Consider the following 26,240-nt stretch of genomic DNA (forward strand, 5'->3'; position numbering starts at 1 on the left):
GCATTTGTGCATCAATGCGCGGTATTCCGCAAAATATGGTGAACTAGGCGGATATGGGCGGTTCTGCCCGAGCAACCTTTTTCTGTAGGAGCACCGTGCCAAGCAAGGCCCCCACCGGCAAGAAACTCGTGATTGTGGAGTCTCCGGCCAAGAGCAAGACCATCGCCAAGTACCTGGGCGAGGGCTTCATTGTCGAGGCCTCCATCGGTCACATCCGTGACCTCCCGCAGCCCTCGGAGCTCCCCGCGGAACTGAAAAAGACCTCGGTGGGCAAGTTCGCCGTCGACGTCGACCACGACTTCAAGCCCTACTACGTGGTGTCCCCGGACAAGAAGAAAAAGGTCGCCGAACTCAAGGCGCAGCTCAAGGGCGCCGACGCGCTCTACCTCGCAACCGATGGGGACCGCGAGGGCGAGGCCATTGCGTGGCACCTGCTGGAGGTCCTCAAGCCGAAGGTCCCGGTGTACCGGATGACCTTCGGTGAAATCACCAAGGAAGCCATCCACCGCGCCATGGACAACCTGCGCGACGTGGACCAGGACCTGGTGGACGCCCAGGAAACCCGCCGCGTGCTGGACCGGCTCTACGGCTACGAGATCTCCCCGGTGCTCTGGCGCAAGGTGGCCCGCGGGCTCTCCGCCGGCCGCGTGCAGTCCGTCGTGACCCGCATGGTGGTGGACCGGGAACGCGAGCGGATGGCCTTCAAGGCCGCCTCCTACTGGGACCTGACCGGCCAGTTCGGCACCGACGCCGCCACGGCGTCCTCGTTCAAAGCGAAATTGGCGTCCGTGGACGGCTCCAAGGTCGCCAGCGGCCGGGACTTCAACGACGACGGCGAGCTCACCGCCCGCGGCGTGGTCCACCTGAACCAGGAACTCGCCCTGTCCCTGGCCTCCGGCCTGCAGGAGGCGGAATTCCGCGTCCGCTCCGTCGACACCAAGCCCTACACCCGCCGCCCCACGGCGCCGTTCACCACCTCCACGCTGCAGCAGGAGGCCGGCCGCAAGCTGCGCTTCTCCTCGAAGAGCACCATGCAGGTGGCCCAGCGGCTGTACGAAAACGGCTACATCACCTATATGCGTACCGACTCGAACGCGCTGAGCAACGAGGCCATCACGGCCGCGCGGCGCCAGGCGTCCGAACTGTACGGCCCCGAGTACGTCCCGGCCTCGCCGCGCGTGTACAGCGGCAAGGCCGCCAACGCCCAGGAGGCGCACGAGGCCATCCGTCCCGCAGGGGACTCCTTCCGCACCCCGGCGCAGGTGGCCAAGCAGCTCTCCGGCGACGAGTTCCGCCTCTACGAGCTGATCTGGAAGCGCACCGTCTCCTCCCAGATGGCCGACGCCAAGGGTTCGACGGCGACCATCCGCCTCGGCGCGATCGCCACCGACGGCCGGGACGCCGAATTCTCCGCCTCCGGCACTGTCATCACCTTCCCGGGCTTCCTCGCCGCCTATGAGGAAGGCAAGGACGAGAGCCGCGGCGACGACGACTCCGACGAGGCCCGCCGGCTGCCGAACGTGGCCAAGGACGACATCCTCACCGCCGCGGACATCACCGCCGTCGGCCACGAGACCTCGCCGCCGCCGCGCTTCACCGAAGCGTCGCTGACCGCCGAGCTGGAGAAGAAGGGCATCGGCCGCCCGTCGACCTACGCCTCCACCATCTCGACCATCCAGGACCGCGGCTACGTCCGGAAGCAGGGCTCCGCGCTGGTCCCGAGCTGGATCGCGTTCTCCGTGGTCCGGCTGCTGGAACAGCACTTCCACGACTACGTGGACTACGACTTCACGGCCGACATGGAAGCGGACCTGGACAAGATCGCCAACGGCCAGGAGGCCGGCCCGTCCTGGTTGAAGCACTTCTACTTCGGCGCCGACGCCAAGCCGGGCCTGCTGAGCATCGTGAACAACCTGGGCGAGATTGACGCCCGCGAGATCAACTCGATCCCGATCACGGACGGCATCACCCTGCGGGTGGGCAAGTTCGGGCCGTATCTGGAGAGCTCCGTTCCCAGCGTGGACCCGAAGACCGGCGAGGTCGTCGAGTCCGCCCGCGCCAACGTCCCCGAGGACCTGGCCCCGGACGAGCTCACCGCCGCCAAGGCCGTGGAGCTCATGGAGACCGCCGCCCCCGAGGAGCGCGTCCTCGGCGAGGACCCGCACACCGGCCACACGGTGGTGGCCAAGAACGGCCGCTACGGCGCCTACGTCACCGAGATCATCCCCGAGATGACCGAGGAGCAGCTGGCCAGCCTGCCGGTGGAGTACTACAAGAACGGCAAGCCGAAGCCGCCGAAGAAGCCGGTCAAGGCCAAGCCGCGCACCGGCTCCCTCTTCGCCTCGATGACCGTGGACTCCGTGACCCTGGACGAGGCCCTGCAGCTGATGAGCCTGCCGCGCGTCGTGGGCCAGGACGCCGAAGGCACCCCCATCACGGTGCAGAATGGCCGGTTCGGCCCGTACCTGAAGAAGGGCACGGACTCCCGCTCGATCGGCTCCGAGGAGGAGATCTTCACGATCACCCTCGAGCAGGCGCTGGAGATCTACTCCCAGCCCAAGCAGCGCGGTGCCCGTGCCGCGGTGCCGCCGCTGGCCGAGTTCGGCCCGGACCCGGTCTCGGAGAAGAACATCGTGGTGAAGGAAGGCCGGTTCGGCCCGTACATCACCGACGGCGTCACCAACATCACCGTCCCGCGCAGCACCTCCGTCGAGGAGCTCACCCGGGAACAGGCCGTGGAACTTCTGGCCGAGAAGCGCGCCAAGGGCCCGGTCAAGCGCAAGCCGGCAGCCCGCAAGGCACCGGCCCGGAAGGCCGCGGCCAAGAAGTAGGTCCGGGGGTTCGGGGCTTCGCGTCCGTGGCCGTCCGGCTCGCGGGTGCGGTGCGGGCTCGCCGTCTGGAAACAGCGACGGCGGGCCGAACCTGCGAGCGGAAGCAGGCCTCGCCGGGGACGGACGGAGCCGCGGCCGCCGTCGTCGGGAATTGCGCCCCGGGCCGCAAAGTGATCGAGTGGGACAATGACTGAACAGCCCACACCCATGGATTCACAGCCGCTCAACGACCTCGAGGAGAAGCTCGCCAGGGGCGAACAGCCGGACGCCAACCCGGTGGATGTCATCCTGTCCTTCCTCAACAACGAGGTCTACATCGTCAGCTCGGATACCCTGGAGGGCCCCGACTCGCAGGTGGAGCCGCTGGTGCTGGCCAACGCCTCGGGCAATCCGGTGCTGGCCGTCTTCTCCCACCCCAGCCGCGTCACGGAGCAGTACCTCGCCGCCGCGCCGAACATCCTGGGAACCCAGGGCGCCGCGATCCTCGGCAACCTCGGCGACGAGCTCGGGATGGTCATCAACCCCGGCGCCGCCTACGGCTTCGAGATCGACCCGGAGGGTGTGGCCAACATCCGCCGCGATTTCAAGCCCGCCGACGAGGACGAGGCCGGCACCGAGGCCTAAGACCCGGCACCCACCAGCGCCCGCGGACCGGCAGTGGTCCGCGGGCGCGGCTCTTTAGGCGGCCGGTACCCGCCGGGCAATAATGTGCCTATGCGACTAGGCGTACTCGACATAGGGTCCAACACCGTCCACCTTCTCCTCGTGGACGCCCATCCCGGTGCCCGGCCGGTGGCCTTCGCCTCGCATAAGCGCTCCCTCTCCCTGGTCCAGCACCTGGACGGTGACGGCAACATCAGCGACGAGGGCCAGAACGAGCTCGTGGAGTTCGTCCTCGAGGCCTGGGAATTCGCCGCCAAGCACAAGGCCGAGGACCTGCTGGCCTTCTGTACCTCCGCTATCCGCGAGGCCACCAACGGCAGCGAGGTGCTGGCACGCGTCAAGCACGAGACCACCGTGACGCTGCGCGAACTCAGCGGCAGCGAGGAAGCGTCCATGACCTTTTTCGCCGTGCGCCGCTGGTACGGGTGGGGTGCCGGGCCTATGCTCAACCTGGACATCGGCGGCGGCTCCTTCGAAATGGCCTACGGCGAGGACGAGCTGCCGGAGCTGGCCATGTCCGTCCCGCTCGGCGCCAGCCGCCTCACCCGCGACTGGCTCACCGAGGATCCGCCCTCCGCCAAGAGCGTCAAAGAACTGCGGAACTACATCCGGGAGACCCTGAAACCCGTCGTCAAGGAGTTCCAGAGCCTGGGCCGGGCCAACCACGTGGCCGGCACCTCCAAGACGTTCCGGTCGCTGGCCCGGATCGCCGGGGCGGCCCCGAGCGGCGCCGGCCCCTACGTCAAACGCGAGCTCTACGCCACGGACCTGGGTCTCTGGGCTCAGCGCATCTCCGCCATGGAAATCGAGGACCGCCTGCACCTGCCCGCCGTCTCAGAGGCCCGGGCACCCCAGCTGCTGGCCGGCGCGCTCGTGGCGGAGGCCGCCCTGGAGATGTTCGAGTTCCCCAGCCTGGAGATCTGCCCCTGGGCGCTCCGCGAAGGCCTGATCCTCCGCCGGCTGGACCAGCTGGTCACCGAGGGGCCCCTGGAGCCGCCGCCCCATGTAGCCCTGGCCAGCCAGCCCGCCGAGCTGCAGGCCCCCGACGACGAGTCCCCGGACGACGAGGGCAAGAACTCCGCCGACAAGGACGACGACGAGCACGACGACTCCGACGACGACTCGGACGACGACGACAAGAAGGATGCCGCCAAGAAGAACAAGGAGCACGACGGCGATAAAAAGGACGGCCACAAAAAGGGCAACGGCAAGAAGGACAAGAAACACTAGCCGCGCTGTCCCCGCCCGAGAGGGCACCGGGCCGTCGTCGTCGGCTCCGCTCCGAAGCATTCTTTAACGCGAAAGCACCGGCCGTCGCTCGCGGGAAAATGGGGGAAACCCGCTGCTGACGACCGGTGCCGGGGCAGGCATCCGCATGCCTGCTGCATCACTCGCACCCTCTTGATGAGGTACTAACTACGGTAGGGGCCGAGGATGGGAGCAAGCTGGCCCGAAGTTGTGAGCTGGCTGTGAATCGGGGCCGACTGCAATGATGGGGGCATGAGCAACCGAATCGCCTTCCTGGGCTGTGGGTCAATGAACGAGGCAATCCTGGGCGGACTGATCGCCGGCGGGACCGATCCCGCGGACATCGTCGCCACCGTGAGGAGGGCCGAGCGGGCCGCGGAACTGGCGGAACGGCACGCCGGTATCACCGCGATCGCCGGTGAAGAGGAACCCGAGAACAACGTGCAGGCTGCCACCGGCGCCGACGTCGTGATCCTCGGCGTCAAGCCCGTGGGAACCGCCGCGCTGGCCCGGGAGATCAGCGGGGCCCTCTCCCCGGACACGCTGGTGGTCAGCGTCGCCGCGGCCGTGTCCCTGGAACAGCTGGAGGCAGCGCTGCCGGCCGGCCAGCCCGTGATCCGCACGATGCCCAACACGCCCGCCCGCCTGGGCCGCGGCGTCGTCTCCGTCTCCGGCGGGACCCACTGCTCGGCGGAACAGCTGCAGCAGGCCAAGGACATCTTCGCCGCCGTCGGCACCGTCGTCGAGATCCCGGAATCCCAGGTGGACGCGCTCTCCGCCGTCAGCGGCTCCGGCCCGGCGTACGCCTTCTACCTTGCCGAGGCGATGGCCGCTGCCGGCGTCGAGCTGGGCCTGGACCCCGAGCTGTCCAAGCTGCTGGCCCGGGAAACCGTGGCCGGCGCCGGCCTGATGCTCGCCGAACCCGGCGCCGACCCCACCGCCCTGCGGATCGCGGTGACCAGCCCGAACGGTACGACCGAACGCGCGATCGCCACCTTCGACGAGCAGGGGCTGCCCGGCATCATCGCCGCCGGCGCCCGGGCCGCCGCGGAGCGCGCCGCCGAGATCACCAAACAGCTGGGCTGACATCCAACCCCACCCGCCCACGGACAGGACAGCACGCATGGAACTGCACATCACCGGCGACGACGCCGCGGACAAGCTGCTCAGCGACGACGCCTTCGCCCTGCTCACCGGCATGCTGCTGGACCAGCAGGTGACCATGGAGTCGGCCTTCGCCGGGCCGGAGAAGATCCGCACCAGGATCGGATCTCTGGAGCCCGGCACCATCGCCGGCTACGACCCGCAGGGTTTCGTCGAGGTCTTCAAGGAAAAGCCCGCCGTGCACCGGTTCCCCGGCTCCATGGCAGGGCGGGTCCAAGCGCTGGCCGAGACCGTGGACAAGGAGTGGGGCGGGGACGCCACCGCGATCTGGACCCAGGGCGAGCCCGACGGCGCCGAGGTGCTGCGCCGGCTCAAGGCCCTCCCGGGATTCGGCGAACAGAAGGCGAAGATCTTCCTGGCGCTGCTGGGCAAGCAGTGCGGCCTCAAGGCCGAGGGCTGGCGCGAGGCCGCCGGTCACTACGGCCAGGCGGACGCCTACCTGTCCGTGGCGGACATCGTCGACCCGGACTCCCTGGTCAAGGTTCGGGCCAGCAAGCAGGCCGCGAAGGCCGCGGCGAAGGCGGCCAAGAGCACGGACTGACGGACGGGGCCGACGTCGGCGTGGGCGGGGCGGCGCCCCGAGCCGACCGCCGTCGGCGGGTCCGGGTCGCCCGACGTCGTCCGCCGTCGGCCCCTACGGCCGGGCGGCGAACCGTTCCAGCAGGTCCACGTGGCCGGAGACGATCAGCATGTCCCGGGCGGAAACCTTGGTCTCCGGCCGCGCGTAGGTGAAGTCCTCGCCGGGGGACTTCACGCCCACGATCGTCACGCCGTACTTGGACCGGACCTTGGACTCCTCCAGGGTGAAGCCCACGGTCTCCCGCGGCGGGTACATCTTGACGATCGCGAAGTCGTCGTCGAACTCGATGAAGTCCAGCATCCGGCCGGAGACCAGATGCGCCGCGCGGACGCCGGCGTCGGCCTCGGGGTAGATGACGTGGTTGGCGCCAATCCGGGTGAGGATCTTGCCGTGCGAGGGCGTGATCGCCTTGACCCAGAGGTGCTCGATCCCGAGATCCACCAGGTTGACTGTGATCAGCACGGACGATTCGATCGAGGTGCCCACGCCCACGACGGCGGAGCTGAACTCCTGCGCGCCGAGCTGGCGGAGGGCATCGATGTTGGTGGCGTCGGCCTCCACCACGTGGGTCAGGACGCTGGACCACTTCTGCACCAGGGTGCGGTCGCGTTCGATCGCCAGCACCTCGCGGCCCTGCTTGACGAGCTGTTCGGCGGTGGACGCGCCGAAGCGGCCCAGCCCGATCACCAGGACCGGGGCATTGTGGGCGGGGCGGTTGACGGCGCCTGAGGAACTAGCCAATGATCGGTCTCTCTTCCGGGTAGTGGTACAGCTGGCTTCGCTGGCGCAGGGCCAGTCCGGCCGCGAGCGTGACGGTCCCGACGCGGCCGGCGAACATCAGCACGGTGAGGACATAGACGCCTGCCGGCGGCAGTTCGGCGCTGAGGTTGGTGCTCAGGCCCACCGTGGCGAAGGCGGAAATTGTTTCAAACAGGACCCGGTCAAGGGTGGCGCCGCTGATCTGCAGCAGCAGGAGCGCGGACACTGCCACCAGGGTTGCTCCGGCGACGATCACCGAGATGGCCACCCGCATGGTGCCCTCCGGGATGGTGCGGCCGTAAATCTTCACGTCGGCGTCGCCGCGGGCCTCGGCCACGATGGCCAGGAACATCACGGCGATGGTGGTGACCTTGATGCCGCCCGCCGTCGACGCCGAGCCACCGCCGGCGAACATCAGGGCGTCGCTGAGCAGCATGGTGGCCGAGTCCATGTGGTTCTGGTCCACCAGGTTGAAGCCGCCGGAGCGGGTCATGACGGAGGCGAACAGCGAGTGCGTGATCTTGTCGCCCACGCTCATGCTGCCGATGGTGCGGACGTTGTTCCACTCCAGCAGGCCCCACAGGACGGCGCCGGCGGCCAGGAGGATCAGCGAGACCTGGATGGTCAGCTTGGTGTGCAGGTTCCATTTCTTCCAGTTCAGGCCGTTCTGCTGCAGCACCATCACCACCGGGAAGCCCAGGCTGCCCAGGAAGACGCCCACCATCAGCGGAACCAGGATCCACAGGTCCGTCTCGTAGGGCACGATCCCGTCCGAATGCGGCGTGAACCCGGCGTTGTTGAACGCGGAGATGGAGTAGAAGATCCCGTGCCAGAGGGACTGGCCGAAGCTTTCGCCCAGGGACAGGAACCGCGGCACCAGTGCGGCGGCGAGCACCGCCTCGATCACCACGGAGGTGACGATCACGATCCGCAGCAGCGCGCCCACCTCGCCGAGCCGGCCGGCGTTGTTCATGGCCTCCTGGGCGATGAGCTTGCCGCGGACGCCGAGCTTCTTGCTCACCACCAGGGCCAGCAGGGACGCCAGGGTCAAGGTGCCGAGGCCGCCCACGAAGATTCCCACCAGGATCACGAGTTGCCCGAAGAAGGACCAGTGCGCGGCGGTGGAGACCACGGTCAGGCCGGTGACGCACACCGCGGACACGGCGGTGAACAGAGCCTGGTGCAGCGGCGTGACCTGGCCCGTTGCGGAGGACACGGGCAGCGACAGCAGGGCGGTGAAGGCCAGGACGACGACGGCGAACGCGGTGACCGCCAGGCGTGCCGGAGACGTGTTCGCGATGTCGTCCACGAAGTCGCGCAGCCGGGTGAGGACCCACAGACCTTCCCGGTCCGGCTGGCCGGGGTGCCAGCTGGCCGGGTGGGTTGACCTCGACTGGCTTTGCTTCATGTTCGGTTTGTCCTCGGTTGAAACGGCGTCCACAGTAGTAAACCACTATATTCCGCGGCAGGACGGGGAGGCGGTGTCCGCTCCGGTAGCCTGTGAGGGATGACTTTCCTGCCCGGACTCGCCCAGGCCGCATTACCAACGACGGTGGTGTGGGACTCCGCTATGACGGCATACAACTTCGGCCACAGCCACCCCATGGCGCCGGAGCGGATGGAACTGACCGCCCGGCTGTCCCGGAGCCTCGGCCTGCTGGACCTCGACCACGTCACGGTGGCCGCCCCGGAGGTCGCCACAGACGCAGAACTCGCCGCCGTCCACAGCGAGGACTACATCGCCGCCGTCCGCCGCGTCAGCGCCGATCCCGCGACCCCGGACGAGAAGCGGGGCCTCGGGACCGAGGACGACCCCGCCTTCGCCGGGATGCACGAAGCCAGCGCGCGGCTGGCCGGCGGCTCCCTGCTCGCGGCCGGTGCCATCCTGGACGGCAGCGCCGTCCGCGCCGTCAACTTCGGCGGCGGCATGCACCATGCCTCCCGTGAGCGGGCCAGCGGCTTCTGCATCTACAACGACGCCGCCCTCGCCATCCAGCGGCTGCTCGACGGCGGAGTGCAACGGGTGGCGTACATCGACGTCGACGCCCACCACGGCGACGGGACGCAGAGCATCTTCTGGGACGACCCGCGGGTGCTCACCATTTCCCTGCACGAGACCGGGCTGACGCTGTTCCCCGGCACCGGGTTCGCCAACGAGATCGGCGGCCCCAACGCCCAGGGCAGCGCCGTGAACGTGGCCCTCCCGGCCGGGACCGGCGACGCCGGCTGGCTGCGCGCCTTCCACGCTGTCGTCCCGCAGTTGGTCGGGGCGTTCGAACCCGAGGTCATCGTCAGCCAGCACGGCTGCGACTCGCACAAGCTGGACCCGCTGACACACCTGAACATCAGCGTGGACGGCCAGCGGGAGGCGGCGTCCGCCGTCGCCGGCCTCGCCGCCCGCTACTGCGACAACCGGTGGATCGCCACCGGCGGCGGCGGGTACAACGTCATCACCGTGGTGCCGCGGTCCTGGAGCCATCTGGTGGCGATTGCCGCGGGTCGGCCCGTGCCGCTGCGCACCGCCGTGCCGGAGGACTGGCGCCAGCACGTCAAGGACACCTACGGGGCGAAGTACGGCGTGGAACCGCCCACCGTGATGGGCGACGACGTCGATCTTTGGTGGCGCTCCTGGGAGGTCGGCTTCGATCCCAACGACGCCGTGGACCGCACCGTCATGGCCACCCGCAAGGAAGTTTTCCCGCTCTACGGGCTGGACCCCTGGTTCGACTGAACCCGGCCCCGCCCAGTGGATGCCATCCGGCGTATATGTCGCTAGGGTGGAGGGCATGGTGACAGACGACGTATTTGCCGTCATTGCAGAGTCCACCCGCCGGGAGATCCTGATGGCCCTCCGCGACGGGGACAAGGCCGTGGGGGAGCTGGTGCAGGAACTCGAGGCCAGCCAGCCCACCATCTCCAAGCACCTCAAGGTCCTGCGCGAGGCGGACCTGGTCAGCATGCGGGCGCAGGGCCAGAAGCGCTACTACGCGCTGAACCCCGGGCCGCTCGCCGACGTCGCCTCCTGGCTGGGCACGTTCGACGGCGTTGCTCCCGCCGGACCTGCAGCCACCTTTCCCGCCGCAATTCCCGCGCCCGCTCCAGCCGCTGATGGCGCGCCGGCCGATGTCGCCCCGGCCGAGGCGCCCGGGAGCCTGGCCGAGGCCGTCGCCGGAACGCCGTCCAGCAATGGCCAGTCCACCGAGCTTCCGGCGGAGAGCTCGCTGAGCCCCGCCGTCGCGCTCCCCGTCGGCACCCTGCCCGACGGAACCCTTGCTCCGGGCGCCGTGGCCGAGGACCGGCGGCCGCAGCAGATCGGCCGGACGGTGGGCCGAGCCGCCACCCGCGCCGCGGACCTGCTGGCCAACCTGCCGAAGTTCGGCCGCAAAAGTAATCCGCGACCGCACGACTCTGACCGCACGACTCTGACCGCACACATCAGGCCGCCATGAATGTTCATGGCGGCCTGATCTGTGTGTCCTCTGGGGCGGGCGGCTCCTACCGCTGCAGCAGGTGCACGTGGTCGGGGGTCAGGTCCGCGATGCGGCTCACGCCCAGGAGCGCCATGGTGCGGCGCATGTCGGTGGCCAGAATCTCGATGGCCCGCTCCACGCCGGCCTGGCCGCCGGCCATCAGCCCGTACAGGTAGGCCCGTCCGATCAGCGTGAAGTCCGCCCCCATCGCCAGTGCCGCGATGATGTCCGCGCCGCTCATGATGCCGGTGTCCAGGATGACGGCCGCGTCGCTGTTGTCGGAACGGAGCGCCGCCGTGACCTCCGGCAGGAGGTGGAAGGGGATCGGGGCGCGGTCCAGTTGCCGGCCTCCGTGGTTGGAGAGCACGACGCCGTCGGCCCCGTGGTCCACGACCTTGCGGGCGTCGTCGACGGTCTGGATGCCCTTGACCACCAGCTTGCCCTTCCAGGTTTCGCGGAGCCAGTCCAGGTCCTCGAAGGTCAGGGTGGGGTCGAACATCGAGTTGATCAGGTCGGCCACCGTGCCGGTGTACCGGGAGAGTGAGGCGAACGTGAGCGGTTCGTGGGTGAGGAAGTTGAACCACCATTCCGGCCGGTAGGAGGCGTCCAGGACCGTCTTCAGCGTCAGGGCCGGCGGGATGGTCATGCCGTTGCGGACGTCGCGCAGCCGGGCCCCGGCGACGGCGGTGTCGACGGTGACCATGAGGGTGTCGTTCCCAGCCTTCGCGGCCCGTTCGATCAGTTCCAGCGAGCGGTCCCGGTCCGTCCAGAGGTAGAGCTGGAACCAGTTCCGGCCCTCCGGTGCGGCGGCCGCGACGTCCTCGATGGAGGCTGTGCCCATGGTGGAGAGGGTGTAGGGGATGCCTGCCGCGGCGGCTGCCCGGGAACCGGCGTACTCGCCCTCGGACTGCATCATCCGGGTGAAGCCGGTGGGGGCGATGCCGAACGGCAGCCGGGAGGGCTTGCCCAGGATGTCCGTGCCCAGGTCGACGGCGGAGACGTTGCGGAGCACGCCCGGACGGAACTCGATGTCCTGGAAGGCCTGCCGGGCGCGGTTCAGGGTGATCTCTGCCTCGGCGGCGCCGTCCGTGTAGTCGAACGGGGCCTTGGGCGTCCGCCGCTTGGCGATGGCGCGGAGGTCCCAGATGGTGCTGGCGCGGCGGAGGCGGGCGGCACGGCCGAGTTCCGGCTTCTTGAACTGCATCAGCGGCGCCAGGTCCGCGTACTTCGGGATCCTGCGCCGCAGGGCGTCGGGCAGGGCGTGCGCCTGGGCGTCCGCCTGGGAGCCCGTCTGCTGGGACGCCGGCTGGGCGGCACGTGCGCCGGTGCCCGCTCCGGCGCCGCCGTCGAAGGTGCCCGAAGCGTCATCCGCTCCGGTGTCCTGCGGGGTGGTGGGCGCCTCGGGGTTGGTGGTCCCTACGGGTTGCGTCATTGCTGCCTCCGGGTCTCTCACGCTGTGGATTGCGGTGTCGGTCTTTGGAATTCGGTGCATGCCATGGTCCGTGGATCGCGGGAAGCTGCCCCTGGATCGTGTGGTCTAACCACACTGTAGGACGGCGGGGCGCCCAGTTCAACCATCGTCCACCCGGGCGAATGTTACGGGCCGCTTTTGCGGGGGTCCGGCTGCGGGGCTATGGTCATTGCCATGACTAACCGTTGGTATGCGTATTTTTCGTTGGCTCTGGAGGGGCCCGCGTCTAACTGACACGCATCCAACTTTCCTTCAGAGCCAACAGGGCAGAGATCATTCTCTGCCCTTCGCCATTTCTCCGGCGGGTTCTGATCAGGGCCCGCTCCCCATCCGGAACAGGACCCATCATGAGCATCGAAGCAGCCCCGGCCCGCCAGCAGTCCACCTCTGACCTGCGGATCAACTACTTCACCCCGCTGCCCACCCCGCAGGTGATGATTGCCGACCTGCCGCTCGACGAGCGCTGCGCCGACGTCGTCGCCCGCGGCCGGGACGAGGTGCGCGCGGTGATGGACGGTGTCGACGACCGGCTCCTGGTGATCGTGGGCCCCTGCTCGATCCACGACCCCAAGGCCGGGCTTGAGTACGCCCGCCGGCTGGTCAGCCAGGCCGAGAAGCACCGCGGGGATCTGCTGATCGTGATGCGGACCTACTTCGAGAAGCCGCGGACGACGGTGGGCTGGAAGGGCCTGATCAACGATCCGGGGCTCGACGGCGGCCACGACATCGCGGGCGGCCTGCGGGCAGCGCGGCAATTCCTGCGCCAGGTCACCGCCCTGGGCCTGCCCACCGCCACCGAGTTCCTGGAGCCGATCAGCCCGCAGTACATGGCCGACCTGGTGTCCTGGGGCGCGATCGGCGCCCGCACCACCGAGAGCCAGATCCACCGCCAGCTCGCCTCGGGCCTGTCCATGCCGATCGGGTTCAAGAACGGCACCGACGGCGGCCTGCAGGTGGCGCTCGACGCGTGCAGCGCGGCCGGTGCCGCCCAGGCGTTCCTCGGCATCGACGGCGACGGCCGGGCCGCCATGGTCAGCACCGCCGGCAACCCGGACACGCACGTCATCCTGCGCGGCGGCAGCGGCGGCCCGAACTACGCCGCAGCCGACGTCGAGGAGGCCTCCGCCAAGTTGGCCGGACGGCAGCTGAACCCGCGCCTGATCGTGGATGCCAGCCACGCCAACAGTGGCAAGAACCACCACCGGCAGGCCGAGGTGGCCCTGGAGGTCGGAGCGCAGCTGGAGAGCGGCGGGGCGTCCGCGGCGGCGATCGGCGGCGTAATGCTGGAGAGCTTCCTGGTGGGCGGGGCACAGGCGCTCGACGTCGAGGCGCATGCCGCCGGGACCGACGACCTGACCTACGGCCAGAGCGTGACGGACGCCTGCATGGACTGGGGCGTCACGGCGTCCGTGCTGGACCAGCTGGCGGCTTCGGCCCGCGGCCGCCGGGACCGGGTTTCGGCGGAATAGTCCTGCCCAATTCCCGAGGAACTCTTTCACATTGGCACCAGAAACCCCTAGAGTATCTAGCACATGGTTGTTTGATGGCTCAGCATCGGCACACCGCCATGTCGTTCAGACGGGGCAGCCGTTCGCTTGAGCAAAAGGAATAAGGGAAATGTCTTCGGAGGCCAACTTCTCCAACGCGCGCTTTCTCACTGTGGCCGAGGTCGCGGAGGTCATGCGCGTATCCAAGATGACCGTGTATCGCCTGGTGCACTCCGGTGAAATGCCGGCGGTGCGTTTTGGCCGCTCCTACCGGGTTCCGGAAAGCGCCGTCGAACAGTACCTCAAGGGTGCTGTGGTCGACGGGCACACCGAAACAGCCTGAGTCCGCCGCCGTTCAGCCCGGGCCGCAATACACCCCTGCCCGGGCCGCGGTCGTGGTGCGGGCCGTAGAGGCGGTACCCTGTTAAGGAACGTTTAACGTCATTGTAAGAACCTGTCAGTTGTTTCAGTCTGCTGCTAAGCCCGCGGACACTTCCCAACGGGCAGGTACTGCATCTAGCCGGTAAGGAACTTTCGTGGGTTCAGTTATTAAGAAGCGTCGCAAGCGTATGGCCAAGAAGAAGCACCGCAAGCTGCTTCGCAAGACCCGCCACCAGCGCCGCAACAAGAAGTAGAGATACTTCGTTCAGCGTGAAATGCCCGTTGCCTTCCGGCAGCGGGCATTTTCTTTGCCCGGATTAAGGCACGGGCGGGACGTCCCTGGTTTACGGGCGGGAGAGCCTAGGGAGCTTAGGCGGAGGGGCCGCGGAAGCGGGAGTAGCTGCGCCAGAGGCCGTAGATGGCGCCGCCGACCGTGGCCGCCTTGAGGCCCAGGGTCGCTGCGCGGCGGCCGGACCGGAAATCGTAGACCGGCCAGTTGTTCTCGCGGGCGTGGCGGCGCAGCCGGGCGTCCGGATTGATCGCCACGGGGTGGCCCACCATGCTCAGCAGGGGAATGTCGTTGTGCGAGTCGCTGTAGGCCCAGCAGCGGGACAGGTCCAGGCCCTGCTCCTCGGCGATTCGGCGGACAGCGACGGCCTTCGCCGGGCCGTGCAGGATGTCGCCCACCAGCCGCCCGGTGTAGGAGCCCTCGTGGATCTCGCCCACGGTGCCGAGTGCCCCGGTGAGGCCCAGCCGGGTGGAGATCACCGTGGCCACCTCGATCGGCGTCGCTGTGACCAGCCAGACCGGGCGGTCCATCCGCAGGTGCTGTTCGGCGAGGGCCTTGGTGCCGGGCCAGATCCGGGACTCGATCATCTCGTCGTAGACCTCTTCGCCGAGGGCCTCGATGTCCTTAACGGTGAAGCCGGAAGCCAGGCTGAGGGCAGTATCGCGGACGGCGTGGACGTCCTCGAGGTTCTCACCGCGGCAGACGAACATCAGCTGCTTCCAGCCAAACCCGGCGGCCTGGCGAAGGGTGAACGCCCCGCGCTGGTGCATTTTGCGTGCCACGTGGAAGAGGCTGGCGCCGCGCATCAGCGTGTTGTCGACGTCGAAGAAGGCAGCTTCGCCGTGCTTCGGTGACGCTGCCGTCCGCGCGGCGACGGCGACGATCTTCTCCTCGGGCATGCCACGAGTCTAGTCAATGCGGCAGGCATCCCCATGATCGGAGCCGTCCGCCGCACCGTAGGACCGGGCCGAAAAGCCCTGCGAACATGGCCTGGGAGAGGGCACGACGCCTTCGTCGGGACCGGACCAGGGCTGCGTCGACGACGGCGGCCGCCCCCGGCTACCGTTAAACCATGGCCACCACCGACCCGCACAACGCGCCCAGTCCCGCCGTCGTCCTCATCACCAAGCCCAACTGCCACCTGTGCGAGGATGCGCGCGAGGCCGTGACCCGTGTGACCGCCGAGCTGGGCTTGGAGTGGTCAGAGCGGTCGATCGACGACGACGCGGCCCTGCGTGAGCGCTTTGCCGAGGAGATTCCGGTGGTGCTGGTGGACGGCGTGCAGCGTGACTTCTGGCGGATCGACGAGGCGCGGCTGACGCGGACCCTTACCCGCGCGCTCGGCACCAGCCACTAAGACGGCCACTGATCAGGTCACTGGGCCTGGCACCGATAAGCCGTCCGGCCGCCGCTGCTTTGTGGGCCGAAGTCGCCCGGCCCTAGAGTGGGAACACAACAGAACTCGATGGAGCAGATAGTGACCTCGCTGGACCCCACACCCGGCGCCTTGGCCGCGGGTGCCGGCGCAGCCGCCAAGCAGATCCCGCCCGCGGCCGTGGCGCGGCTGACACTCTATCTGCGCGCCCTGACCACGCTCCTGTCCGAGGGAGTGGACCGGGTCTCCTCCGAATCGCTCGCCGAGGCCTCCGGGGTCAGCTCCTCCACCCTCCGCAAGGACCTGTCCTATGTCGGCTCCTACGGCACCCGCGGCGTCGGCTATGAGGTGCAGTACCTGAACCAGCACATCGCCGCGGCCCTGGGACTGACCCGGGACTGGAAAGTCGCGATCGTCGGCGCGGGCAACCTGGGCAAGGCCTTGGCCCGGTATGGCGGGTTCGAATCCCGCGGCTTCGACATCGTCGCCATCCTCGACGCCGACCAGATGGTGATCGGCAGCGAGGTGGGCTGGCTGCGGGTCAGCGACGCCGCCGACCTCGAAGCGGTCGTGCACCGCACCGGCGCCAACATGGTGGTGCTGGCGTTGCCCGCCGCCGTCGCCCAGAGCGTCTGCGACCGGGTGGTGGCCGCCGGGGTGCGCAGCATCCTCAGCTTCGCCCCGGTGATGCTCCAGGTCCCGGACGGGGTCAACCTGCGGAAGGTGGACATGGCCACCGAACTGCAGATCCTCGCCTACCACGCACAAAGGGCGCAGGACCCGGACGACGCCGACTGATTAAGTCGGCGGCCCCGGCTCCCGCGCCCAGCGCGTGAGGCTAGCGGCCGTACGGGTTCTGGCCGTACGGGTTGGCGAACGGCTGCTGCTTCTTGAAGTACGGCGCGACGGCGGGCATGTACAGGATCACGATCCCGGCGACGCCGAGGACCACGGCCAGCGTGCCGAGGCTCAGCGGGAACAGGCTCAGCAGCGACAGGGCCGCCAACACGGTGCCGAGGATGCGGGCCCAGTTCCGGCCCTTCCGGACGTTCAGGGCCACCAGGGCGTACAGGCCGGCGCTGATCACGGCGAAGACGATGATGCTGACCACCACCGCGCCCTTGATGCTGTCGTAGCTGATGTCCGCGCCGCCGGCGGCCATCTGCTGCTCGACCGTGCTGCGCATCGCGGGGTTGTCCAGGGTACCGAGCGCCAGGAGCAAAGAGATCACCCAGACGACGCCGGAGGCCACCAGCAGCCAGAACGCGGTGTTGAGCAGCTGCGGCTGGCCCGCGGCGGACTGCTGCGGCTGCTCGGACGGGTACCCGTACGGCGAGGTGCCGTTGGTGTACGCCGGGGGTTGCTGGCCATACTGGGGCTGCCCGTACTGCGGCGCGTTCTGCCCATACTGAGGCGCGTTCTGCCCAAACTGGGGTGCCTGCTGGCCATACTGAGGTGCGTTCTGCCCGTATTGCGGTGCATTTTGCCCGTACTGCGGCTGCTGCCCGTACTGCGGTGCCTGCTGGCCGTACTGGGGAGCGTTCTGCCCGTATTGGGGCTGGCCGGACTGCGGAGCGTTCTGTCCGTACTGGGGTGTGCCGGACTCGTGCCCGTCAGGGCTGGAGGGCTCGACTGGCGGGTTGGTCATGGCGGTCCTCTGCATTCGAAGGCGAACTGCCGGGATCAGCGCCTAGACCCTGCCCCCAGCGTGGATAGTCCCACCGTACCCCGCCCGCGCGCCCTTGTGGGGGAACGGATGCCGCGCACTTTCCCGTGAAGTCCGGCAGTCTCAGGGCCGGGACTTGCCGGCATTGAACCAGGCCTGGGCCGCCGGCAGCCACATCAGCACCGTGGCTGCGAGGCAGATGACGAAACTGGGCCAGCTGCCGCCCCCGGCTAACCCGGTACTGACGGCGGCCAGCAGGAGGCTCACACCGGCGGCGACGGTCAGGGCATAGCGGGCCCATTCCCGGCCCTCCTTCATCTTCATGGCCAGCGTGACCTGGGCCGCCGCGAGGGCCAGGGCGATCAGGACCAGCAGCAGCAACAGGATGCCGGGGCCGGGGAGACGACGAAGAGGACCAGCCCGCCGAAGAGTCCGACGACGCCGGCCAGCAGCCCGAGGAGGCCGCCGGCCACCCAAATCCAATACGAAATCCTCAACGGCACGGGCATCGGCGGGACCATGAACATCCCCGCGTAGCCGCCCACCGGCAGAACTTCACGGAAGCTCTGGGGATGGTCTGCGGGCCACGCGAACCGGTTGGCGCCTGGCTTGGGTGGCTCGGGAAGGTCGCCGGTGGTGCTCATGAATTTCACTGTAGACGGACCCGCTGACGGTTTCGAGCCGCCACCCGGGGGCCGCTTAAATGCGCGGATGCCCCGCACCATCCGAAGAGGTGCGGGGCATCCGAGGGCCGGCCGCGGTGGCCGGAAGTGCCCGGCGCTGCCGGGGCGTGCAGACTAGGCTGCGGGGGCGATGAAGGCCAGTTCCAGGTTGATGGCAACCTTGTCGCTGACCAGCACGCCACCGGCTTCGAGCATGGCGTTCCAGGTCAGGCCGAAGTCCTTGCGGCTGATGGTGGTCTCAGCGGTCAGGCCGGCGCGGGTGTTGCCGAAGGGGTCGACGGCCACGCCGTTGAGCTCGGTCTCGAGGGTGACGGGGCGGGTGATGCCCTTGATGGTCAGGTCGCCCTGCAGTTCGTAGGCGTCGCCCTTCTCGACGATGCCGTTGGAGACGAAGGAGATCTCCGGGAACTTCTCGACGTCGAAGAAATCTTCGCCGCGGACGTGGCCGTCGCGGTTGGCGTCGCCGGAGTCGAAGCTGGCGGTCTTGATGGTGGCGTTGACCTTGGAGTCGGCGACGTTCTCGGAGAGGTCGAGGGTGGCGTCGGCTTCCTTGAACTGGCCGCGGACCTTGCTGATGCCCGCGTGGCGGACGGTGAAGCCGATCTCGCTGTGCGAGTTGTCGAGGGTCCAGGTACCGGCGGTGAGGTTAGCGGGAAGTGCCATGGTGGTTCTCCTTGAGTAGGTGGTTCATTCGGATCGTTGTCTGATCGTCGGTCGCGGCCTCATTGGTTGAAGTCTCAACTAACTGCTTCACCCAGTATAAACATGCATTTGCATCTTTTATTCCACCTGCGGGGAACATTTCGGAAAAAACTTGAGTTCTACTCCTCGTAGAAGATTTCGTCATTGCCCCTGCCCTTTGAGAAACTGGTACACATGCCCCACGCGACTGTTCATCTGCTCCGCCATGGCGAGGTCCATAATCCCGACGGCGTCCTCTACGGCAGGCTCCCGGAATTCCACCTCTCCGAGCTGGGCCGGGAGATGGCGCAGACCGTCGCGGACCACTTCAGCCGCCGCGTCGCCGAAGGGGCCAACATCGTGCACCTGGCGGCGTCGCCCCTGACCCGGGCGCAGGAGACGGCGCAGCCCATCTCTGAGGCCCTGGGCCTGCCGATCGCCACCGAGGAGCGCATCATCGAGGCGGCCAACTACTTCGAGGGGATGCAGGTGTCCCGTTCCGAGATCCTCAAGCCCCGGCACTGGCCCATGCTCCGCAACCCGCTCCGACCCTCCTGGGGAGAGCCCTACGAGGAGCAGGCCACCCGCGTCCGCGCCGCCGTCCAGGACGCCCGGCTCAAGGCCGTGGAGCTCGGCGGCGACGACGCCCAGGCCATCCTGGTCAGCCACCAGCTGCCCATCTGGGCCACGCGCCTGAGCGCCGAAGGACGCCGGCTGTGGCACGATCCCCGCAAGCGCGAATGCACCCTGACGTCCGTGACCTCCTTGGTGTTCAATGACGACGGCACGCTGCTGCGCGTGGACTACAGCGAACCCGCCGCCGCCCTGCTTCCGGGCGCGTCCAGCACACCGGGAGCCTGAGCATGAAGACGACGAACGTCCGCGTCACCCGGCGCGGCCTCCTCGCCGCCGGCGGTGCGGGCCTGGCCGCGGTGCTGGGCCTGACCGGCTGCGCCCAGGAAGACGACCTGGCCAAGCAGGCCAAGGCCGGGGACAACAAGAACTACGTTGCCGGCGACGGCTCCGTCACCGAATTCGCTGCCGCGGACCGGAAGAAGCCGGTGGACCTCAAGGGCACCCTCTTCGACGGCACCACCGTCACCGCAGCGCAGTTCCAGGGCAAGGTCACCGTGCTGAACTTCTGGTTCGCCGCCTGCGCCCCCTGCCGGGTGGAGGCCCCGTCGCTGGAGGCCCTGCACCAGGAGTTCAAGGACCAGGGCGTGCAGTTCTACGGCGTCAACCTCCGCGACGAGAAGGCGACGGCGGACGCGTTCGACAAGACCTTCAACCTGACCTACCCGAGCTTCAACGACAAGGACGGGGCGGTCCTTCTGGCCGTCTCCGGCCTGGTTCCGCCCGGCGCCGTCCCCACCACCCTGGTTCTCGACAAGCAGGGCCGGGTGGCCTCCCGCGTGCTCGGCGAAATCGAGAAGGGCACCCTGAAGTCCCTCATCGCCGCAGCCGTGGCCGAGTGAGCCGGTAGCTGCCGCCGTGAACAGTCCCTTCGCCGAAGCCATCCTCAACGGATCCCTCCTGCTGGCCATCCCGGTGGCCCTGCTGGCCGGGTTCGTGTCCTTTCTGTCCCCCTGCGTGCTGCCGCTGGTGCCCGGCTACCTCGGCTACGTGACCGGACTGACCGGCGTCGACCTGCAGAAACAGCGCCGCGGACGGATGCTGGCCGGGATCGGGCTGTTCGTGCTGGGCTTTTCGGTCATCTTCGTCCTGCTCGGCGGGGCGTTCGGCCAGCTCGGCACGCTGATCACCGGATCCCAGAACGGCTGGATCACCCAGCTGCTCGGCATCCTCGTGATCATCATGGGCGTGGTCTTCCTGGGCGGCTTCTCCTGGCTGCAGCGTGACGCCAAGATCCACGCCAAACCGCCGGCCGGGCTCTGGGGAGCGCCGCTGCTGGGCGTGACCTTCGGCCTCGGCTGGGCGCCGTGCATCGGCCCCACCTACTCCGCCGTCCAGCTCCTGAGCCTCTCCGGCGGCTCCTCCGCCGCCAAGGGCGCCCTGCTGGCCTTCGTCTACAGCCTGGGCCTGGGCATCCCGTTCCTGCTGATCGCCCTGGCCGTGCGCCGCGGCGTCGGCGTCATGTCCTTTTCCGCAAGCACCGGCTCGCCATCCAACGCACCGGCGGTGGCATCCTGATAGCGCTGGGGCTGCTGATGGCCACCGGCGTGTGGGGCGCCTGGGTGTCCGGCCTGCAGTACTGGTTCCAAACCGATGTGAAGTTGCCGATCTGATGAGCGAGCGAGTGAACGAACAAACGAAAACCACGCCGGACGGCAAAAGCGGCACCACCACCAAGCCCCGGAAGAAGGCCGTCTCCTCGGTTAAGTCCGAGGCGGTGCTGCCCACGCTGGGCCCGCTGGGCATGCTCCGCTGGGCCTGGACCCAGCTGACCAGCATGCGCACCGCGCTGTTCCTGCTGCTGCTCCTCGCCGTCGCCGCCGTCCCCGGGTCCCTCTTCCCGCAACGGCCGGCCAACCCCGCGATCGTCACGCAGTACATCAAGGACCACCCGGATTACGGCAAGCTGCTCGACTCGATGCAGCTCTACGACGTGTACTCCTCGGCGTGGTTCTCCGCGATCTACCTGCTGCTGTTCATCTCGCTGATCGGCTGCGTGGTGCCGCGCGCCATCGTCCACTACAAGGCGATGCGGTCACAGCCCCCGCGCACCCCGGCCCGACTGTCCCGGCTGCCCGAATACGGCACCCTGATCATCCCCGCTGACGCCGGGATCCCGGCGTCGCGCGCCATCGAAGACGCCGCGGCGCTGCTGAAGAAGCGCGGCTACCGCGTGGAGGTCAGGGACCGCGACGGCGAACGGCCCTCCGTCGGTGCCGAACGCGGCCTGTTCAAGGAAGTCGGCAACCTGGTCTTCCACACCGCCCTGATCGGCGTGCTGGTCTCCGTCGCCGCCGGCGGCCTCTTCGGCTACAGCGGCCAGCGGATCCTGGTGGAGGGCGATACCTTCGTCAACACCCTCGTGGGTTACGACCAGTTCAGCCCCGGCACCAACTTCCAGTCCAGCCAGCTGCAGCCGTACTCGATCCAGCTGGACAAGTTCCAGATCACCTTCGACCGCGAATCCAAAGGCAAGTTCGGCCAACCGATCGACTTCAAGGCCGACGTCACCACCAAGGAAACCCCGGACTCGCCGGCCAAGCAGGAAGTGCTGAAGGTCAACGACCCGCTCAGCCTCGGCGGCACCAGCGTCTACCTCACCGGTAACGGCTACGCCCCTGTGGTCACGGTCCGCGACGGCGCCGGCAACGTCGCCATGCAGGGCCCGGTGGTGGCCAAGCTGCAGGGCGACAACTACTACTCCTCCGTGGTCATCAAGGTCCCGGACGCCAAGCCGGACCAGCTCGCGTTCGCCGGGTTCTTCCTGCCCACCGCCTTCATCACCCCCGAGGGCGTCTCCTTCAGCGGGGACCCTGAGCTCTTCAACCCGCAGCTGACGCTGAACTCCTACTACGGCGACCTGGGCCTGAACGACGGCGCCCCGCAGAACGTCTTCGAGCTCGACGTCAAGAAGCTGACCCCGCTGAACGCCCGAAACCTGCCGACCAAGGGCATCGTGCTCACCCCCGGTGCCACGCAGACCCTCCCGGACGGCAAGGGCTCCATCACGTTCGACGGCGTCAAGCGCTACGTCGGCGTCGACATCCACCACAACCCCGGTCAGGCCTCCGCCCTGGCGTTCGCCCTGATCGCCGTCGCCGGCCTGGTGACCTCCCTCTACGTCAACCGGCGCCGGGCCTGGGTCCGCACCGGTACGCACCCGGACGGCCGGACCATGATCGAATACGGCCTCCTGGCCCGCGGCGAGGACCACCGGCTGGCCGGTGAAGCCGCCGCCATCCGCGCCATGCTCGCCGCCGCCTGGCCGCTGGACGAGGAATCCGAATCCGAAAAGGCTCCCGGCGGCGGGGCCCAGAGCCCGGCCTCCCAGCCCGCTCCCAGCACCATGGCGGATAATGGCCGGGCGGAGACCGCGCTGCCCGGCGCCGGGGAGGCAACAGCCCCGGAGGACGCCGTCGCAGACGCCACCCAGCCCACACCCGGCTCTACCGAGTCAAAGAAGGATCAGTAATGTTCCCCATCAACGAAACCATGGGCCAGTACAGCGAGCTCTTCATGCTCCTGGCGGCCGGTACGTACACGGTCGCGTTCATCGCCTTCGCCTGGGACCTGGCCAAGAGCAGCAAGATGCTCCGCGCCGTGGACCAGAAGGCGGCGGAGCTCTCCGCAGCCGAGCGCTCAACGGCCCAGTCCGCCCGCGTCCCTGTGGGCGCCGGGGTCGGCGCCGCCGGTGGCAGCACTGGCGGTCCCGAGCTGGCCGGTCCCGCCGACCGGGCCGAGCGGCCGACCTCCTCCGCCGCTGGTTCCGCCGCCGACGGTGCCGGTCTGACGGCCGACGGCGGTATGCGCTACGGCTCCGAGCGCCGGGTGCCCGCCCGCGTCGCCGTCGCCCTCGCCGTCCTGGGTGCAGCCATCCACGCCGCCGGCGTCATCACCCGAGGCTTCGGCGCCGGACGTGTGCCGTGGGGCAACATGTACGAATTCCTCACCACCGGTGCGTTCGTGGCCGTGGCCGTCTTCCTGCTGGTGCTGATCCGCCGCGACCTGCGCTTCCTGGGTACCTTCGTGATCGGCCTGGCCATCATCATGCTGGTGGCCGCCTCCGTCGCCTTCTGGACGCCCGTGGGCCACCTCGTACCGGCGCTGCAGAGCTACTGGCTGCTGATCCACGTCTCCATCGCGGTGCTGTCCTCGGCGCTGTTCACCCTGACCTTCGCGATGTCCGCCCTGCAGCTGGTGCAGTCGCACCGGCAGAAAACCGTGGCGGCCGGCGGCAAGGACAAGCTGGGCTTCATGCGGCTGGTACCGAACGCCCTGAGCCTGGAGAACCTCTCCTACCGGATCAACGCCATCGCCTTCGTCGGCTGGACCTTCACCCTCATGTTCGGCGCGATCTGGGCCGAGAAGGCCTGGGGCCGCTTCTGGGGCTGGGATACCAAGGAAGTCTGGACCTTCGTGATCTGGGTGGTCTACGCCGGATACCTGCACGCCCGCGCCACCCGCGGCTGGACCGGCACCCGTGCGGCCTGGCTCTCGATCGTCGGCTACCTGTGCGTGGTCTTCAACTTCACCATCGTGAACCAGTTCTTCAACGGCCTGCACTCCTACTCGGGGCTGTAGGCGCTTCCACTCTCGGGGCGCTGGTCCCGGTCTCTCGGGCCGGTCCGCTGATCTATCCGTTTGCCAGGAATGGCCGCTAAGCCACAGCGCTTAGCGGCCATTTCTGTCAGCTGGGCGGTCTGTCCGCTGGGTGGTCTGTCCGCGGACGTGCCCTGCTCCTCGGGGCGGGTTCCGGGGTCCACCCGCGGTCCAGCAGGGCCGCCCGCACGCGGGTGACCGCCGTCGGCTCCAGCCCCGGGGCGAACGGCGTCAGGTCCCACTGGGTCAGCACCACCACCCGCCACCCGGCGTCCCGGGCGCGTTCGTCCCGGAAGATGTCGCTGCGGCGTTGACGCGGTTCGGCATGATGTCCGCCGTCATACTGCACCGCCACCTTCTCCCGTTCGTAGGACATGTCCGGGTCCTGGATCCAGCCGCCCGTCTCGTCCAGCATCGGGACGTTGTGCCCGGGCTCCGGCAGCCCATGGCGGAGCAGCAAGAGCCGGAGCTCGGTCTCCTTGGGGGAGTCCGTGCCCGGGCGCATGAGCGCACGCGCCCGGGTGGCCTTTCGGTAGCCGGCCTTCCCGGCCCGTCCGTGAAGGTACGCGTCCAGGGCTTGCAGGGTGGACAGCGGGTTGCGGCGCCTGAGCAGGAAGTCCCCGGCGATCACCAGGTCATCGAGGCCTAAGAGGCCGGCGAGGTCGAACCAGGTCCGGAGCGGAGAGGTGCAGCGGACGTGCGCGCCGGAGACAATCTCGTCCGGGGCCAGGAGTTGTTGGTGGCCCGCGACGTTTTTGCGCCTTACGGCACGGTGCCCGGGCTGGCTCGTCAGATGGACGACGGCGGTGGCGGCGGACGCTAACGGCAGCGGGAAACCCCACAGGAGTGCCGCCGAGAGATGGCTCACGACGGCGTCGGTAACCGTGGCCAGGGCGCGGGCCCGGCCGAGGAGCGTGTCCGGTTCGGTGCTGTCCGTTCGGACGCCGTGACAGGGGCTGACAAGATCCCGCGCACGGGTCCGGCCCCGGGTGACCGCCGCCGCCCGGGCTTCGGCCGTGCTGAAGGGCCGGTGCAGAAGCTGGGGCGGGAGCGTGCTGGGGTGGCGCATGGGGGCCATTCTGCGCCGGTTTGAGCGGGACAGGTCCGTTGTCCACAGGGAACCCCGGGTGTGGGGGAGGAGTGGTCCACCTCGGACCGGCCTTGGCGAGCCGGCGCAGGACCGGCGGATCCGGGCCGAGACGCTATGCCGGAGACGTTACCGGGGCCGCTGGTTTGCCGGAGATGGCTGTTCTGAAGCTGCTTTAGCGACCGTTTGTGGCGAATGGCCGCAGTAGGTGGCCTTGGCGGACCTCAGCAAGTTCGTGCGCGGGGATCCGAAGGGCGGGGTACGGAGGGGTGGGATGTCCAGCGGGGAGGGGCTACTTGACCTCGTCGGTGCCCGGGGCGGGATCTCCGCTGCCGTGGGCCTCCCCGGACCCGGAGTCGCCGCGCAGGTCCCGTTCCCGGGCCTCGAGGTCGTCCTTGAGTTTCTTCAGCCGGTCAGCCTCCGCCTGGTTGCGCCGGCGCACCTCCAGGTTGCGGAGGAACTCGGGGTCGTCATCCGGGGCGGTGGGGTGGCGGTACGTCGCGGGAGCCGGCCCGGCGTTGCCGCGGGGACGCCCGATCAGGAACCAGAGCACGGCACCGAGCACCGGCAGGACGATCTGGACCGCGATCCACGCGGGCTTGGAAATGCCCTTCACGTCGCGCGCGTCCGTGCGGATCAGGTCGATCAGTCCGTAGACAAAGACCACCAAAACAATGATTGGTACCACCACGCGGAGCATACTTTCAGTCTAGCCGCCGCCCGGCCGTTCGGCGGCTGGGCCAGGGCACGGAGCAATAACACTCGGCCGCGGCCCGGCGGGTTCCGGACGGCTAAACTGGGACCGTGGCTTTCCTGAAATACTCCCTGATCCGCCTGGTGCTGTTCGCGCCGCTCTTTGCGCTCTTCGTCTACCTGCAGCTGGGCTGGCTGCTGGCCGCGCTCTGCGCCGGGATGATGGCGTTCGCGATCAGCTTCCTGTTCTTCCAGAAGCAGCGCGACCAGGCCACCGCTTCGCTGCACAACCGGTTCTCCGGCAAGGCGAAGCCGTTGCGCACCGCGGGCGAGGTCGACGACGCCGAGGCCGAGGACCGCCTGGTCGAGGCCCACCCGGACGTCACGGTCCGCACCGAGCGCCGCAAGGACTCCGACGAGTCCTAGGCCGGAAGCCGGCCGTCGCATTCTGTGCGGACCGTCCGGCCTGACCCCTCAGAC

Annotated in this window: 27 protein-coding genes and 1 pseudogene; 18 read left to right on the forward strand and 10 right to left on the reverse strand. The window is 68.7% G+C overall.

Annotation, left to right across the window (positions count from 1 at the left end):
• Positions 1–95 precede the first annotated feature (95 nt).
• From topA to ACRQ5B_RS08605, 5 genes are all read left to right on the forward strand, one after another.
• Positions 96–2,831 (forward strand): type I DNA topoisomerase, encoded by a 2,736-nt coding sequence (gene topA, locus ACRQ5B_RS08585; protein WP_432393269.1) that lies wholly within the window; start codon positions 96–98, stop codon positions 2,829–2,831.
• Positions 2,832–3,017: 186 nt separating this feature from the next.
• Positions 3,018–3,455: an SseB family protein gene (locus ACRQ5B_RS08590; RefSeq protein ID WP_290256135.1), complete on the forward strand. Its 438-nt coding sequence runs from the start codon at positions 3,018–3,020 to the stop codon at positions 3,453–3,455.
• A gap of 90 nt (positions 3,456–3,545) precedes the next feature.
• On the forward strand, positions 3,546–4,724 hold the full coding sequence (locus ACRQ5B_RS08595; RefSeq protein ID WP_432393270.1) for a Ppx/GppA phosphatase family protein: 1,179 nt from the start codon (positions 3,546–3,548) through the stop codon (positions 4,722–4,724).
• A 270-nt stretch (positions 4,725–4,994) separates the two neighbouring features.
• Complete coding sequence (gene proC / locus ACRQ5B_RS08600; protein ID WP_432393271.1) at positions 4,995–5,828, forward strand: pyrroline-5-carboxylate reductase; 834 nt, start codon at positions 4,995–4,997, stop codon at positions 5,826–5,828.
• Positions 5,829–5,865: 37 nt separating this feature from the next.
• On the forward strand, positions 5,866–6,447 hold the full coding sequence (locus ACRQ5B_RS08605; RefSeq protein WP_432393272.1) for an HhH-GPD-type base excision DNA repair protein: 582 nt from the start codon (positions 5,866–5,868) through the stop codon (positions 6,445–6,447).
• Between the two features lie 93 nt (positions 6,448–6,540).
• Here ACRQ5B_RS08605 and ACRQ5B_RS08610 read toward each other — a convergent pair whose 3' ends face one another.
• Together ACRQ5B_RS08610 and ACRQ5B_RS08615 are read right to left on the reverse strand one after the other, a co-directional pair.
• Positions 6,541–7,227, reverse strand: a complete 687-nt coding sequence (locus ACRQ5B_RS08610) for a potassium channel family protein (protein WP_290256130.1) — start codon at positions 7,225–7,227, stop codon at positions 6,541–6,543.
• Positions 7,220–8,653, reverse strand: coding sequence for a TrkH family potassium uptake protein (locus ACRQ5B_RS08615; protein ID WP_412883949.1), 1,434 nt, complete (start codon positions 8,651–8,653; stop codon positions 7,220–7,222). The genes ACRQ5B_RS08610 and ACRQ5B_RS08615 overlap by 8 nt, the downstream gene beginning before the upstream one ends.
• Positions 8,654–8,752: 99 nt before the next feature.
• Here ACRQ5B_RS08615 and ACRQ5B_RS08620 point away from each other — a divergent pair, with 99 nt between their 5' ends.
• Positions 8,753–9,976, forward strand: a complete 1,224-nt coding sequence (locus tag ACRQ5B_RS08620; protein WP_432393273.1) for an acetoin utilization protein AcuC — start codon at positions 8,753–8,755, stop codon at positions 9,974–9,976.
• 55 nt (positions 9,977–10,031) lie between these two features.
• Complete coding sequence (locus ACRQ5B_RS08625; RefSeq protein ID WP_432393274.1) at positions 10,032–10,694, forward strand: ArsR/SmtB family transcription factor; 663 nt, start codon at positions 10,032–10,034, stop codon at positions 10,692–10,694.
• Between the two features lie 46 nt (positions 10,695–10,740).
• Here the strand turns inward: ACRQ5B_RS08625 and ACRQ5B_RS08630 are convergent, their stop codons facing one another.
• Entirely contained in the window at positions 10,741–12,147 is a 1,407-nt protein-coding gene (locus ACRQ5B_RS08630) for an alpha-hydroxy acid oxidase (RefSeq protein WP_432393275.1), read from the reverse strand.
• 386 nt (positions 12,148–12,533) lie between these two features.
• On the opposite strand from ACRQ5B_RS08630, the gene ACRQ5B_RS08635 reads away from it, so the two are divergent.
• The 3 genes from ACRQ5B_RS08635 to ACRQ5B_RS08645 all read left to right on the forward strand — a co-directional run bounded on the left by ACRQ5B_RS08635 (position 12,534) and on the right by ACRQ5B_RS08645 (position 14,308).
• On the forward strand, positions 12,534–13,655 hold the full coding sequence (locus ACRQ5B_RS08635) for a 3-deoxy-7-phosphoheptulonate synthase (protein WP_432393276.1): 1,122 nt from the start codon (positions 12,534–12,536) through the stop codon (positions 13,653–13,655).
• 148 nt (positions 13,656–13,803) lie between these two features.
• Complete coding sequence (locus tag ACRQ5B_RS08640; protein ID WP_290256124.1) at positions 13,804–14,016, forward strand: helix-turn-helix domain-containing protein; 213 nt, start codon at positions 13,804–13,806, stop codon at positions 14,014–14,016.
• Between the two features lie 193 nt (positions 14,017–14,209).
• Positions 14,210–14,308 (forward strand): 30S ribosomal protein bS22, encoded by a 99-nt coding sequence (locus ACRQ5B_RS08645; protein ID WP_003792170.1) that lies wholly within the window; start codon positions 14,210–14,212, stop codon positions 14,306–14,308.
• A 115-nt stretch (positions 14,309–14,423) separates the two neighbouring features.
• Here the strand turns inward: ACRQ5B_RS08645 and ACRQ5B_RS08650 are convergent, their stop codons facing one another.
• Positions 14,424–15,242: an HAD family hydrolase gene (locus ACRQ5B_RS08650; RefSeq protein WP_432393277.1), complete on the reverse strand. Its 819-nt coding sequence runs from the start codon at positions 15,240–15,242 to the stop codon at positions 14,424–14,426.
• 173 nt (positions 15,243–15,415) lie between these two features.
• Between ACRQ5B_RS08650 and ACRQ5B_RS08655 the strand changes: the two genes are divergently transcribed.
• Positions 15,416–15,700, forward strand: a complete 285-nt coding sequence (locus tag ACRQ5B_RS08655) for a glutaredoxin family protein (RefSeq protein WP_432393278.1) — start codon at positions 15,416–15,418, stop codon at positions 15,698–15,700.
• Positions 15,701–15,820: 120 nt separating this feature from the next.
• Entirely contained in the window at positions 15,821–16,516 is a 696-nt protein-coding gene (locus ACRQ5B_RS08660; protein WP_432393279.1) for a redox-sensing transcriptional repressor Rex, read from the forward strand.
• Between the two features lie 40 nt (positions 16,517–16,556).
• On the opposite strand, the gene ACRQ5B_RS08665 is transcribed toward ACRQ5B_RS08660, so the two are convergent.
• The 4 genes from ACRQ5B_RS08665 to ACRQ5B_RS08680 all read right to left on the reverse strand — a co-directional run bounded on the left by ACRQ5B_RS08665 (position 16,557) and on the right by ACRQ5B_RS08680 (position 18,730).
• Entirely contained in the window at positions 16,557–17,366 is an 810-nt protein-coding gene (locus ACRQ5B_RS08665; protein WP_432393280.1) for a hypothetical protein, read from the reverse strand.
• Between the two features lie 141 nt (positions 17,367–17,507).
• Complete coding sequence (locus tag ACRQ5B_RS08670) at positions 17,508–17,765, reverse strand: hypothetical protein (RefSeq protein WP_432393281.1); 258 nt, start codon at positions 17,763–17,765, stop codon at positions 17,508–17,510.
• Positions 17,747–18,028 carry a hypothetical protein gene (locus tag ACRQ5B_RS08675; RefSeq protein ID WP_432393282.1) on the reverse strand — a complete coding sequence of 94 codons (282 nt, stop codon included), beginning with the start codon at positions 18,026–18,028 and terminating at the stop codon, positions 17,747–17,749. The genes ACRQ5B_RS08670 and ACRQ5B_RS08675 overlap by 19 nt, the downstream gene beginning before the upstream one ends.
• A gap of 153 nt (positions 18,029–18,181) precedes the next feature.
• A complete protein-coding gene (locus tag ACRQ5B_RS08680; protein ID WP_412883940.1) occupies positions 18,182–18,730 on the reverse strand; it encodes a YceI family protein in 549 nt (182 codons plus the stop codon).
• 213 nt (positions 18,731–18,943) lie between these two features.
• Here ACRQ5B_RS08680 and ACRQ5B_RS08685 point away from each other — a divergent pair, with 213 nt between their 5' ends.
• From ACRQ5B_RS08685 to ccsB, 5 genes and pseudogenes are all read left to right on the forward strand, one after another.
• The gene (locus tag ACRQ5B_RS08685) at positions 18,944–19,609 is read left to right on the forward strand and encodes a histidine phosphatase family protein (RefSeq protein ID WP_432393283.1); all 666 of its coding nucleotides are present in this window, start codon (positions 18,944–18,946) and stop codon (positions 19,607–19,609) included.
• A 2-nt stretch (positions 19,610–19,611) separates the two neighbouring features.
• On the forward strand, positions 19,612–20,223 hold the full coding sequence (locus ACRQ5B_RS08690) for a TlpA family protein disulfide reductase (RefSeq protein ID WP_412883938.1): 612 nt from the start codon (positions 19,612–19,614) through the stop codon (positions 20,221–20,223).
• 16 nt (positions 20,224–20,239) lie between these two features.
• Positions 20,240–20,994, forward strand: a pseudogene (locus ACRQ5B_RS08695) (cytochrome c biogenesis CcdA family protein).
• On the forward strand, positions 20,994–22,853 hold the full coding sequence (resB, locus tag ACRQ5B_RS08700) for a cytochrome c biogenesis protein ResB (RefSeq protein ID WP_432393284.1): 1,860 nt from the start codon (positions 20,994–20,996) through the stop codon (positions 22,851–22,853). The pseudogene ACRQ5B_RS08695 and the gene resB overlap by 1 nt, the downstream one beginning before the upstream one ends.
• Positions 22,853–23,962, forward strand: a complete 1,110-nt coding sequence (gene ccsB, locus ACRQ5B_RS08705; RefSeq protein ID WP_432393285.1) for a c-type cytochrome biogenesis protein CcsB — start codon at positions 22,853–22,855, stop codon at positions 23,960–23,962. The genes resB and ccsB overlap by 1 nt, the downstream gene beginning before the upstream one ends.
• Positions 23,963–24,068: 106 nt before the next feature.
• On the opposite strand, the gene ACRQ5B_RS08710 is transcribed toward ccsB, so the two are convergent.
• Positions 24,069–25,049 (reverse strand): hypothetical protein, encoded by a 981-nt coding sequence (locus ACRQ5B_RS08710; protein ID WP_432393286.1) that lies wholly within the window; start codon positions 25,047–25,049, stop codon positions 24,069–24,071.
• A 310-nt stretch (positions 25,050–25,359) separates the two neighbouring features.
• Positions 25,360–25,767 (reverse strand): PLD nuclease N-terminal domain-containing protein, encoded by a 408-nt coding sequence (locus ACRQ5B_RS08715; RefSeq protein WP_432393287.1) that lies wholly within the window; start codon positions 25,765–25,767, stop codon positions 25,360–25,362.
• A 104-nt stretch (positions 25,768–25,871) separates the two neighbouring features.
• Between ACRQ5B_RS08715 and ACRQ5B_RS08720 the strand changes: the two genes are divergently transcribed.
• Positions 25,872–26,186, forward strand: a complete 315-nt coding sequence (locus tag ACRQ5B_RS08720) for a DUF4229 domain-containing protein (RefSeq protein ID WP_432393288.1) — start codon at positions 25,872–25,874, stop codon at positions 26,184–26,186.
• Positions 26,187–26,240: the final 54 nt, after the last annotated feature.

Source organism: Pseudarthrobacter sp. L19 (genome assembly GCF_050859435.1).
Taxonomy (GTDB): Bacteria; Actinomycetota; Actinomycetes; order Actinomycetales; family Micrococcaceae; genus Arthrobacter.